Here is a 10,940-nt window from a genome sequence, read left to right on the forward strand (position 1 = left end):
CGATCCGCTCCAGGCTCAGGCCGGGCTTCGGGCCTTTGGCCGGGCGCTCCCGCAGCCCCCAGGCGGCCTCGATGGAAGGCGGGACCGGCGGGGCCGTCGGGCGTGTTCCGGTGGGCGCGGAGGTCAGTAGTTCACCTTCACGAGCTCACCGTTGGTGCCCACCGTCTTGTTGGTGACGTACACGGTGCCGGACGGGGCGACCGCGAGGCCGGTCGGCTGGAAGAGCTGCGTACCGGTCGGGATCTGCGTGGTCGCCTTCGTCGAGATGTCGATCTCGACCAGCGCGCCCGCCGACGGCGCACCCATCAGGGCGGACGTGCTGTAGGACAGGGCGAGCAGGTCGCCCTTGTGGTCGAAGGCCAGGTCGATGACGTTGGTCAGGCCGCTGACGAAGACCTGGGGCTGCTGGCCCGGCTCGACCTTCCAGATGCGTGAGGCGCCCGGGTTGCCGCCGCTCATGTCGGCGATGTAGAGGGTGCCGTTCGAGCTCCTGACGATGCCGGTCGGCACGCTCTCGGCGAGGGTGCCGCCCGGGAGGGTGTGCTTCGGCAGGACGTACTCGGTCGAGGTCGTGCCGTGCCCACCGCGGACCACGTTGTTGGCGGCCGCGTCGGTGATCAGGTAGCTGCTGCCGCTGCGGACGAAGTCCGCCGGATTGGCGTTGAGGTCGCCGGCGTCCGGGTTCAGGCGGGTCTCGTGGTCCACGAGGTCGGCGAGGACCTTGCTGTCGCGGGTACGGAAGAGGGTGCCCAGCGTCTTCGCGTGGGCGCCGAGGGCCTGGCGGCCCGCGGTGTCGCGGTTGCCGCCGAAGCCACTGAGGACGATGTAGCCGAGGAACGGGTCTGGCACGGCCAGGACCGGGCCGCTGGCGATGACCGGGGTGCCGGCGGCGACGCCCCCGGCGACGGAGGCCAGGCCCGTCGCGACACGGCCCTTGGCGGAGCCCTTGACCCGGTAGACCGCGCCGGTGGTGCCCACGCACTGGGCGCCGACGGCGCATCCCACCTGGCCCTCGCCCGCCTCGGCCACCAGCACGGTGCCGTCGTTCAGGGTGGTGATGCCGCGGGGGTTCTTCAGCCCCGTGGCGACGACCTCGATGACGGCGTCGCTCGTGGTGGCCTGGGCCGGGCCGGAGACCAGCGGCGTGACGACGATGCCGACCGCGGCCGCCACCAGAAGGGCCTTCCAGGACCTGCGTGAACTCGACATGTCTCTCCCTCGTCGGCGCTCCCCGCTTTTTCGGGAGCAGTTGTGAAACCTGCGCCAAGATAGGCGAAAAATAGCCTGTGCATAACCGACTAATATCCGCGGTTGAACACCTGAAATCCCGGCGCCAGGGAAATTCGAGTGCTCCTCCAGGGAGTATCGAGACGTTTGCCTACCATGGGGGAACGGGTCCCTTCCGGCGGTTGGGACAGAGAATTCATCGCTGCCATGGAGGAACCGAATGCCCGCATCTGCGCCCCCGCCCGCCCAGTTCGCTCCCTTCGCCCTGCTGGAGCTGACCATGGGCTCCATGGTCACGCAGGCGATCCACGTCGCCGCCAGACTGGGCATCGCCGAGACGCTCCAGGACGGGCCGCTGAAGCCCCTCGAGATCGCCGAGCGGGTCGGCGCGAACGAGGAGGGCCTGGACCGGCTGCTGCGCCTTCTGGCCAGCCACCACATCTTCGAGGGCAACCAGGACGGCACATACGCGCTGACCCCGATGGGCGACGCGCTGCGCGCGGACCACCCCCTGACCATGCGCGACATCGCCGTGCTGATGGGCCACCCGATCCACTGGGAGGACTGGGGCCACCTGCTGGACTCCGTGGTCACCGGTGAGCCGAGCCTGCCGAAGCTGCGCGGTGTCGGCGCCTTCGAGTACCTGGAACAGAACCCGGAGTACGGCGAGGTGTTCATCAAGGGCATGGGTAACATGTCGGACACCGAGACCGCACCCGTCGTCGCCTCGTACGACTTCTCGCAGTTCGGCACCGTCGTGGACTTCTGCGGCGGCCGAGGCGGGCTTCTCTCCGGTATTTTGCAGAGCGCTCCGAAAACCCGCGGAATTCTCTCCGACCCCCGCGTCGAGGGGAACGGCGCGGCCGAATTCCTCGCCGGGCAGGGCGTCGCGGACCGCAGCACCACCCACGCCGGCGGACTGTTCGACGCGGTCGTCGAGGGCGGCGACGCGTACGTCCTCAAGCACATCGTGCACGACTGGCCCGAGGACCGGGTGCTGGAGATCCTGCGCAACGTCCGCGCCGCCATCAAGCCCGGTGGCAAGCTGCTGCTGGTCGAGATGGTGATTCCGGAGGACGAGCCGAACGCCCCGCACTCCGGCAAGCTCGTCGACCTGTGGCTGCTGCTGCTGGTGGGCGGCAAGGAGCGCACGGCCACGCAGTACGCAGACCTGCTCGCCCGCGCCGGCTTCGAGCTGGAGCGCGTGGTGCCGACCGGCTCCCCGGTCTCGATCGTCGAGGCCACCCCGGTGTAGAGCCACGGGCCCCGGCCCGACCCGACGAGCCCCGGTTCCGCGAATCCCCCGACGCGGAACCGGGGCTTTTCTCTGCGGTCTGCGGCTTGCGGACTGCGGTCGTCCCCGCCGGCCCGGTACCCGCCACGCCCGCCGCGTGGCCGTACACACGAAGAGCCGCCCCTGCCCCGCCGGCGTACCGGCGGGGCAGGGGCGTGCCCCCTGGGGGTCAGCCGGCAGGTCCGAACCACCGCTCGAGCGTGGCCGCCAGGCCCTGCGCCGCCGGATCATCGGAGGTGCCGGCCCAGGCCACGTAACCGTCGGGGCGAACCAGAAGCGCCGTGGTGCCCTCCAGCGGGTCGGCTCCGTCGGCGGGCTTGACGTGGACGGTCGCCACGTCGACCCGGCCCTTCCAGCCGGCCGCCGCGCCCCGCAGCCCGGCGTCGTCGGCCAGGTCGAGAAGCACACCGCGCCCGGGGTGCAGGAGCTGCGTGATGCGGGTCTCGCCGTCCGCGCCGACCAGCAGCCGCGGAGGCATCCGGCGGCCCAGCAGCGGGTGGCTGGCGTCGCCCGTGTCCTCGCCGAGGTCGTAGCGGATGTCGAGGTGGCTGACGACGCCCGCCAGGTACCGCTTGACCTCGTCGTACTGGACGAGCTCGGTGAACAGCCGGCGCAGCGGCTCCGCCTGCTCGCCGCCCAGGAAGACCGTGCCCTGGGCGCGGGTGTTCATCAGCAGCCGCTTGCCGACCGGGTGCCGCTCGGCGTGGTAGCTGTCGAGCAGCGTGTCCGGGGCCGTGCCGCGGGCCACGGAGGCCAGCTTCCAGCCGAGGTTGACCGCGTCCTGGACACCGGTGCTCAACCCCTGACCGCCGGCCGGGAGATGGATGTGCGCGGCGTCGCCGGCCACCAGGACCCGGCCCCGCCGGTACTCGGAGGTCTGCCGCGTGGCGTCGGTGAAGGAGCTCACCCACTTGGCGCTGCCGCCGTGGATGTCCTCGCCGGTGAGGTGCTCCCAGGCGTCGGCGACCTCCTCGAAGGGGACGATCGCGTCGCGGTCGCTCGCCGGGGTGCCGTGCGGGCAGGCGATGATGCGGTCAACGCCGTCACCGAGCGGACCCACCATCACCATGCCGTTGGGCAGCTTCTCACCGAGGTAGCGCGGGCGCAGGTCGCAGCCGACCACGTCGGCGACGTACATCTTCCGGGTGGCGGGGGTGCCGGGGAAGTCGAAGCCGGCGGCCCGGCGCAGGGTGCTGCGCGAGCCGTCGCACGCCACGAGGTAGGAGGCGCGCAGGCGCTGCTCCCCCTCCGGGGTGTTCAGGGTGATCTCCGCGGCGTCGCCGTCCAGGAACCCGTCGGCCAGCCCCGTGAACTCCCATCCGCGCCGGATGTCGGCGCCGAGCTCGCCCGCCCACGTCTCGAGGACTTCCTCGGTCCGCCACTGGAGCACGCCGCGGGCGCCGAAGTGGGCGTCCTGGAGCGCCGTGTAGTCGAACTGCACGCCTCCGAAGTGCCCCATCGGCATCGTCTCGAGCTCCCCCCAGCGGGGCAGCAGTCCACGCTGGTCGAACGACTCCATGGTGCGGGCGGTGAAGCCCAGGCCGCGCGACTGCATGGCGGGATCGGTCAGCTTCTCCGTCACGATGACGCGTGCCCCGCCCAGACGCAGTTCGCCGGCGAGCATCAGGCCGGTCGGACCGGCTCCGACGACGATGACATCGGTGTCCACCGCTGTCCCTTCCATGGTGTTCCCTTCCTCGGGTTTCGAGATACGACATGTGGCGTTCAGCGGTGGTGGGGCTGCGGGCCGGCCGGGGCGGGCCTGTGGACGGCCGCTCAGCGCGAGGGGCCGAACCAGCGCTCCAGCGCCTGGCGGAGTCCGGCGTGGCCGCTCCCCGCCCAGGCGACGTGGCCGTCCGGCCGCACGAGTACGGTGCCGGCTCCTTCCAGCGGGCTGTCCTGCTCGGGCAGCGCCGCGACCACACGCACCCGGTCGCTCCACCCGGCGGTGTCGGGCAGCGGATGCCCGGCGCCCGCACGCAGGTCGAGCAGCAGTCCGTGCCCCTTGCGCAGCAGCTCGGTGGTGGTGACGGTGCCCTCCCCGGCCAGCAGCACCGTCTCCGGCAGCCGCAGGCCCCCCAGCGGGTGTCCGGGGCCCGCGACGTCGTAGTGCACGTCGAGGCCGCTGACCATGCCGGCGAGGTGGGCGCGTACGTCCTCCTGGACGATCAGCTCGCCCAGTACGGAGCGCAGCGGCTCCACCTCGGGTCCGCCGAGCAGCATCAGCGCCTGGGCCCGGATGTTGGCGAGGACCCGTCCGCCGACCGCGTGCCGCTCGGTGTGGTAGGTGTCGAGCAGCCCGGCGGGGGCGGGGCCGCGCAGGTGCAGCGCCAGCTTCCAGCCGAGGTTGAAGGCGTCCTGGAGGCCGAGGTTGAGGGCCTGGCCGCCGATCGGCATCTGCCGGTGCGCGGCGTCGCCGGCGAACAGGATGCGGCCGTGCCGGTAGTCGGTGAGCTGCCGGGAGGCGTCGCCGAAGGAGTTGACCCACAGCGGGGTGCCGCCGCTGATGTCCTCGCCGGTGACCCGCTTCCAGACGTCCGCGATCTCCTCGAACCGGGCCTCACCGGTGCGCGGGTGCGCCCGCGAGCCGAACTCGTGGACCATCACGCGGGTGACGCCGTCCTCGCGGCGCCAGGCGATGGCCAGGCCCTGATCGAGGCGCTGGAAGCGCCGGTTGGGCACCTCGATGCCCTCGACATCGGCCCGCAGCAGCTCCCGGCGCGCGTCCTCGCCGGGGAAGGCCGCTCCGGTCAGCAGCCGTACGGTGCTGTCCTCGCCGTCGCAGGCCACCAGGTAGCGGGCGCGCAGGGACAGGGTTCCGTCGCGGCCCTCGGCCTCGGCGCCGACGTACTGCTCCGTCTCCGAGAGGGAGGTGAGCTCGTGGCCGCACCGGATGTCGGCACCCAGCGAGATCGCCCACTCCTCCAGTACGCCCTCGGTCTTGGTCTGCGGCACCTTCCACTGGCCCGGGTGGGGGCTGGGCAGGGTGAGGGGCAGGGGAATACCGCCGAAGTGGCCGCCGGGCTCGTTCGGCGGGGTGCCGAGGTCGCAGAGCAGTCCGCGGCTGTCGAGGATCTCCATGGTCCGGGCGTGCAGCGTGGAAGCCCTCGACTCCGTGCTGGGGGCGCGCCTTTTCTCCAGGACGACCACGTCGGCGCCGCCGAGGGCCAGTTCACCGGCGAGCATGAGCCCGACGGGACCGGCCCCGACGACGACGACGTCCGCCTCCAGACGGTCCGAGGCCATGGGTCAGGCGGCCTTCTGCTCGGCGTGGGCCTCGGCGTGGGCCTCGGCGTGGGCCTTGGCGTGGGCCAGCGTGGCGCTGCTGTTGGTGGAGAGCGCGCTGTGCACGTAGGCGCGGGCGTCGGCCACGGTGGCCTCGGGGCCGAGAATCCGCGCGATGCTGGCCGTGTTGATGGTGACCGTGTGCTGGGAGGACGCGGCGTGGCCCTCGTCGTTCTCCTCGAAGGTCCACTCGCCGGTGTGCAGGGTCATCAGCGCGGGCAGCGTGACCTGCTTGTAGGCGATCTTGTGGTGAGGGTGGACGACCCGGTACGACTTGGTGGTGTGCACCGAGCCGTCCTTGGCGCGGGTGTCCATCTCCAGCTCCTGGAGGCCCGGGGTGTCCTCGGCGAGGCGGACCACGGCGACGTGCGGAAGCCGCTCGGCCCACAGGTCCGCCTCCTTGATGAAGTCGAAGGCGTCCTTCGCGCTGCCGGCGATCTGGACGGTGTCGACGAAGGAGAAGGTCAGCTCCTCGCTCTCGGCGGCGTGCGCGAGCTCGACGTTCGTCTTGAGCGCGGCCAGCTCCGAGGTGCTGTTCTTGTCCACGGCCCGCTCGATCCACAGCAGGTCATGCGGGTCGTCGCCGATGGCCCGGTAGTCGTGCAGCAGCCGGACACGGGACTGCTCCTGGCCGAGCGGTTCGACGATCCAGGCGCCGCCCATGGCGGCGACCGGCGGGGCGGGGATCTCCTGGCGGAAGGTGATGCGCAGGGCTTCGGGGGCCAGGGTACGGCGCGAGGTCCAGTCCTTCGCCTCACCGTTGGCGGTCGCCCAGATGCGGATCCGCTCCTCGTTGCCCTCGGACTCGACCCGCTCGACGTGGATCGTCGGCGGGAAGATGCGCGGCCAGTTGGTCACGTCCGCCAGCAGCCGGTAGACCGCTGCGGCGGGGGCGTCGATGGTGATCTCGTGCTCGACCTCACGCGTCGTCATGACGGCTTTTCTCCTCGGTATGTGTCTCGGGGCGTGCGTGGCGCGTCTTAGAAGTTGCCCAGGCCGCCGCAGACGTTGAGCGCCTGTGCGGTGATGGAGGCGGCCGTGTCCGAGGCCAGGTAGCCGACGAGGCCGGCGACCTCTTCGGGCGTGGAGTAGCGGCCGAGCGGGATCTTCGACTGGAACTTCTCGAGGATGGCGTCCTCGGAGGTGTCGTAGGCCGCGGCGTAGCCCTGGCGCACGCGCTGGGCCATCGGGGTCTCGACGTAGCCGGGGCAGACCGCGTTGACGGTGATGCCGGTCGGGGCGAGCTCGTTGCCGAGCGCCTTGGTGAAGCCGACGACACCGTGCTTGGAGGCCGAGTACGGTGCCCCCAGGACAACGCCCTGCTTGCCCGCGGTGGAGGCGATGTTGATGATCCGGCCGCGGTCCTTGTCGCGCATACCGCCGGTGGTCAGCGCGGCGCGGGTGACCCGGAAGACGCTGTTGAGGTTGGTCTCGATGACGTCGTCCCACAGCTCGTCGGCGATGTCGGCGGTAGGGCCGCCGCCGGACCGGCCGGCGTTGTTGACGACGACATCGACGGTGCCGAAGCGGTCGACGGCCGCCTGGACGAACGCGTCCACGGAGGCGGTGTCGCGGACGTCGACGACCGTGCCGTCCACGTCCAGGCCCTCGGCCTGGAGCTCCTTGACGGTGGCGGCGACGTTGTCGGCGCTGCGGGCGCCGATGAAGACCTGGTGGTTCCGGGAGGCCAGCAGGCGCGCCGAGGCGAGACCGATGCCGCTGGTGGCACCGGTGATCACGGCGACCTTGGGGGTGGTGTTCTGCGACATGTCCGCTCTCCTTCAGGCAGCCGTGGCGGGGGCGAGCTGCGCGTTGACCACGTCGATGAAGGCGCGCGGTGTGGTGGCGTCGTTCACGGCCTCCTCGTCCAGGGAGATGCCGTACTCGCGCTCGATGAGGCTGCCCGTCTCCAGCAGCGCGAGGGACTCGTAGCCGAGCACGTCGAACTCGGTGTCGAGGATGTCGCTGTCCAGGTTGACCCCCTCGGTCACACCGGCGGCCTCCCGCAGGGTGCGCTTGAGCTCGTCGAGGGTGAACGCCTTGCTGGCCATGGTGAGAGTCCTTTTCTTCGGTGGTGGGTGGGGCGGTGTGCGGCGCTACTGGGCAGCGCGCACGACCATGGCGGAGTTGAATCCGCCGTTGCCGCGGGCCAGGACCAGCGCGGTCCGCACCTCGGCCTGGCGCGGCTGGCCGAGGACGAGGTCGATCGGGTAGTCCGTGCACGGGTCGACGTTCACGGTGGCCGGGATGACGCCGTCGCGGATGGAGAGGAACGCGGCGGCGAGGTCCAGCGACGCGGCCCCCGAGTACAGGCGTCCGGTCATCGTCTTGGGCACGGTCACCGGGACGGCCCGGTCTCCGAAGACGGAGCCGATCGCGGTGGCCTCGACGAGGTCGCCGGCCGGGTCGCCCGCACCGTCGGCGAAGACCACGTCGATGTCGGCGGCGCTCACCCCGGCGTCGGCGAGGGCGATCCGGATCGCCTGGCGCAGGCCCGGCTCGCGGCCGGTGCCGGGCTTCGGGTCGACGGTCGAGCCGTAGCCGGCGATCTCGCCGTAGATGTGGGCGCCGCGGGCGCGGGCCGCCTCCGCGTCCTCGGTGATGAGGATCGCGCCGCCCTCACCGGGGACGTAGCCCCGCGCGTCGCGGTCGAAGGGGAGGTAGGCGCGGGCGGGCTCGTCGCTGGTGCTCAGTCTGCCGGTGGACAGCTGCGCCACCCAGCCCCAGGGGCAGATGGAGGCGTCGACGCCGCCGGTGACGATCAGCGAGGTGCCCTTGCGGATCTGACGGCGGGCGTGGGCAACGGCGTCGAGGCCGCCGGCCCCCTCGCTGACGACGACGCCGGCGGGGCCCTTCATACCGTTGCGGATGGAGATCTGGCCGCTGTTGACAGCGTAGAACCAGGCGAAGGACTGGTACGCGGAGACGTACTGGCTGCCGCGGCTCCACAGGTTCTGTAGCTCGCCCTGGCCGAACTCGAAGCCGCCCGCGGCGGACGCCGTGATGACGCCCATGTCGAACTCGGGCAGTTCGCCCGGCCTGACGCCCGCGTCCGCCAGCGCCCAGTCGGTCGCCACGAGCGCGAGCCGGGTGACGCGGTCGGTCTGTGGCAGCAGGCGGCTGGGCAAATACTCCTCGGCCCGGAAGCCGGGGACCTCGCCGGCCAGGCGGGCCGGGTAGCTGGAGGGGTCGAAGCGGGTGATGCGGCCGATGCCGTTCTTCCCGCTGCGGGTCGCCGCCCAGTAGTCGTCCTTACCGAGCCCGTTGGGGGCGGCGATGCCCAGGCCGGTGACCACCACCGACGTGGTCATACGAGGCTCCTTTCGGGGCTGGCCAGCACCATGGCGCTCTGGAAGCCGCCGAATCCGCTGCCGACCGTGAGGACCGCGTCGACCAGCTGGTCGCGGGCGATGAGGGGGACGTAGTCGAGGTCGCACTCCGGGTCCGGCGTGTGCAGGTTGGCCGTCGGGGGTACGACGTCGTACTCCATGGCCAGGGCCGAGGCGGCGATCTCGATGGATCCGATGGCGCCGAGCGAGTGCCCGACCATCGACTTGATGGAGCTGACCGGGGTGCGGTAGGCGTGGTCGCCCAGACTGCGCTTGAAGGCGGCGGTCTCGTGCCGGTCGTTCTGCTTGGTGCCCGAGCCGTGCGCGTTGATGTAGTCGATCGCCTTGGGGTTCAGCCGGGCCTCGTCGAGGGCGAGGCTGATCGCCTCGGCCATCTCCAGGCCGTCGGGGCGCAGACCCGTCATGTGGTATGCGTTGCTGCGCGTGGCGTAGCCGGCGATCTCCGCGTAGATGTGCGCGCCGCGCTTTCTGGCGCTCTCCAGCTCCTCGAGGACGAAGAAGGCGGTGCCCTCGCCGAGTACGAAGCCGTTGCGCGTGCCGTCGAAGGGGCGCGAGGCGTGCTCGGGGTCGTCGTGGCGCGGGGTGGTGGCTTTGATGGCGTCGAAGCAGGCCATGGTGATCGGCGAGATCGGGGCGTCCGAGGAGCCTGCGATCATGACGTCCGCCGAGCCTTCGCGGACCAGCTCGACGGCGTAGCCGACCGAGTCGATGCCGGAGGTGCAGCCGGTGGAGACCACGGTGCTGGGGCCCTCGGCGCCCACGGCCCAGGCCACCTCGGTGGCGAAGGAGCTGGGCACCATGTGGTTGTAGAGGTGCGGGGCCGCGTAGGTGTGGTCGACGAGCTCCAGTTGGCCGCCGTTGCTGACGACCCGGTACTCGTCGTCGAGGCCCATCGTGGCGCCGACGGCGCTGCCGACGGTGACGCCGACGCGGTGGGGGTCCATCCCGCCCAGCTCGATGCCGCTGTCGGCGACCGCGCCGCGCGAGCCGACGACGGCGAACTGCGCGGCCCGGTCCAGGCGGCGGATCTCCTGGGGGGTCAGACCGTGCGCGTACGGGTCGAAGTCGACCTCCGCGGCCACCCGCGAGCGGAACTGCGCGGGGTCGAAGAAGGTGATCCCGCGTGTCGCCGTGCGGCCCTCGCTCAGGAGGTTCCAGAAGGCCTCTTTGCCGACACCGCCGGGAGCGATCACCTCGATGCCGGTGATGACAACGCGTCGCCGGGTCACGCGGACGCCTCCCAGTCGTAGAAGCGCGTGGCCATGGCATCAGCCGGCGAGCGCCAGGTCTTGGGGTCGTATGCCTCGATGAAAGGCTTCAGGTCCTGGCTGATCCCCATGAAGCGCGGGTCGGCCTTGGCGGTCTCGATGAGCTCCCCGCCGTTGTCCTCGTCGAAGTCCTGAAGGTGGAAGTACAGGCCCCGGTACGAGAACAGCTGGCGTCGCCGCGTTCCCATGCTGTGGGGCATGTCCGTCCGGTCGAAGTCGGAGAACAGCTTGGCGACGTCGTTGCTCGAGGCTGCTGCCATCCGGGCGACAATCAGTGTGCTGTGCATACGGTTGAGCTCCTCGGCGGTTGCGGGGGAGGGATCGGGCAGCAGTCAGGGCCTGCGCGGCGGCCTGGGACACACCGCCGCCCTCGACGGTGCGGCCCGGTGGTCGGGCCCCGCACGGGGGCTGCCTGAGTCCCGCCGGAGCCGCGCCTTGTCCCCGGCCTGGGCCTGCTGGCCCGCGGGGATGTCTGCGAGCAGCGTGATGTCGGCTGCGGCAGCCTCGAAGTTGTTG

General features: G+C 71.4%; 10 protein-coding genes and 2 pseudogenes. 1 reads left to right on the forward strand and 11 read right to left on the reverse strand.

Annotated elements, in window-relative coordinates:
• Both ABZ154_RS33925 and ABZ154_RS33930 read right to left on the reverse strand, forming a co-directional pair.
• Positions 1-127, reverse strand: a pseudogene (locus ABZ154_RS33925) (TetR/AcrR family transcriptional regulator); the annotation flags it as partial.
• Positions 124-1,209 carry a ScyD/ScyE family protein gene (locus ABZ154_RS33930; protein WP_356838227.1) on the reverse strand — a complete coding sequence of 362 codons (1,086 nt, stop codon included), beginning with the start codon at positions 1,207-1,209 and terminating at the stop codon, positions 124-126. The gene ABZ154_RS33930 and the pseudogene ABZ154_RS33925, both read right to left, overlap by 4 nt.
• Positions 1,210-1,447: 238 nt before the next feature.
• On the opposite strand from ABZ154_RS33930, the gene ABZ154_RS33935 reads away from it, so the two are divergent.
• Complete coding sequence (locus tag ABZ154_RS33935) at positions 1,448-2,482, forward strand: methyltransferase (RefSeq protein ID WP_356838229.1); 1,035 nt, start codon at positions 1,448-1,450, stop codon at positions 2,480-2,482.
• A gap of 208 nt (positions 2,483-2,690) precedes the next feature.
• Here the strand turns inward: ABZ154_RS33935 and ABZ154_RS33940 are convergent, their stop codons facing one another.
• From ABZ154_RS33940 to ABZ154_RS33980, 9 genes and pseudogenes are all read right to left on the reverse strand, one after another.
• Entirely contained in the window at positions 2,691-4,205 is a 1,515-nt protein-coding gene (locus ABZ154_RS33940) for an FAD-dependent monooxygenase (protein ID WP_356838230.1), read from the reverse strand.
• 92 nt (positions 4,206-4,297) lie between these two features.
• Positions 4,298-5,767: an FAD-dependent oxidoreductase gene (locus tag ABZ154_RS33945; RefSeq protein ID WP_356838231.1), complete on the reverse strand. Its 1,470-nt coding sequence runs from the start codon at positions 5,765-5,767 to the stop codon at positions 4,298-4,300.
• Positions 5,768-5,770: 3 nt separating this feature from the next.
• Positions 5,771-6,739, reverse strand: a complete 969-nt coding sequence (locus ABZ154_RS33950) for an aromatase/cyclase (protein ID WP_356838232.1) — start codon at positions 6,737-6,739, stop codon at positions 5,771-5,773.
• A 47-nt stretch (positions 6,740-6,786) separates the two neighbouring features.
• Positions 6,787-7,575 (reverse strand): 3-oxoacyl-ACP reductase FabG, encoded by a 789-nt coding sequence (gene fabG / locus ABZ154_RS33955; protein ID WP_356838234.1) that lies wholly within the window; start codon positions 7,573-7,575, stop codon positions 6,787-6,789.
• A gap of 12 nt (positions 7,576-7,587) precedes the next feature.
• Positions 7,588-7,857 (reverse strand): acyl carrier protein, encoded by a 270-nt coding sequence (locus tag ABZ154_RS33960; RefSeq protein WP_356838236.1) that lies wholly within the window; start codon positions 7,855-7,857, stop codon positions 7,588-7,590.
• Positions 7,858-7,902: 45 nt separating this feature from the next.
• Complete coding sequence (locus tag ABZ154_RS33965) at positions 7,903-9,117, reverse strand: ketosynthase chain-length factor (protein WP_356838237.1); 1,215 nt, start codon at positions 9,115-9,117, stop codon at positions 7,903-7,905.
• Positions 9,114-10,385, reverse strand: a complete 1,272-nt coding sequence (locus ABZ154_RS33970; RefSeq protein ID WP_356838238.1) for a beta-ketoacyl-[acyl-carrier-protein] synthase family protein — start codon at positions 10,383-10,385, stop codon at positions 9,114-9,116. Before ABZ154_RS33970 ends, ABZ154_RS33965 begins: the two co-directional genes overlap by 4 nt.
• Positions 10,382-10,711: a TcmI family type II polyketide cyclase gene (locus ABZ154_RS33975; RefSeq protein ID WP_356838240.1), complete on the reverse strand. Its 330-nt coding sequence runs from the start codon at positions 10,709-10,711 to the stop codon at positions 10,382-10,384. Before ABZ154_RS33975 ends, ABZ154_RS33970 begins: the two co-directional genes overlap by 4 nt.
• A 45-nt stretch (positions 10,712-10,756) precedes the next feature.
• A pseudogene (locus ABZ154_RS33980) lies at positions 10,757-10,940 on the reverse strand (hypothetical protein); the annotation flags it as partial.

It is taken from the genome of Streptomyces sp. NPDC006261 (genome assembly GCF_040613515.1).
In the GTDB taxonomy this organism is placed as follows: Bacteria; Actinomycetota; Actinomycetes; order Streptomycetales; family Streptomycetaceae; genus Streptomyces.

Coding starts and splice junctions, on each gene's coding strand:
- ABZ154_RS33930 (WP_356838227.1), bottom strand. CDS start 1,209: ATGTCGAGTTCACGCAGGTCCTGGAAGGCCCTTCTGGTGGCGGCCGCG.
- ABZ154_RS33935 (WP_356838229.1), top strand. CDS start 1,448: ATGCCCGCATCTGCGCCCCCGCCCGCCCAGTTCGCTCCCTTCGCCCTG.
- ABZ154_RS33940 (WP_356838230.1), bottom strand. CDS start 4,205: ATGGAAGGGACAGCGGTGGACACCGATGTCATCGTCGTCGGAGCCGGT.
- ABZ154_RS33945 (WP_356838231.1), bottom strand. CDS start 5,767: ATGGCCTCGGACCGTCTGGAGGCGGACGTCGTCGTCGTCGGGGCCGGT.
- ABZ154_RS33950 (WP_356838232.1), bottom strand. CDS start 6,739: ATGACGACGCGTGAGGTCGAGCACGAGATCACCATCGACGCCCCCGCC.
- fabG (WP_356838234.1), bottom strand. CDS start 7,575: ATGTCGCAGAACACCACCCCCAAGGTCGCCGTGATCACCGGTGCCACC.
- ABZ154_RS33960 (WP_356838236.1), bottom strand. CDS start 7,857: ATGGCCAGCAAGGCGTTCACCCTCGACGAGCTCAAGCGCACCCTGCGG.
- ABZ154_RS33965 (WP_356838237.1), bottom strand. CDS start 9,117: ATGACCACGTCGGTGGTGGTCACCGGCCTGGGCATCGCCGCCCCCAAC.
- ABZ154_RS33975 (WP_356838240.1), bottom strand. CDS start 10,711: ATGCACAGCACACTGATTGTCGCCCGGATGGCAGCAGCCTCGAGCAAC.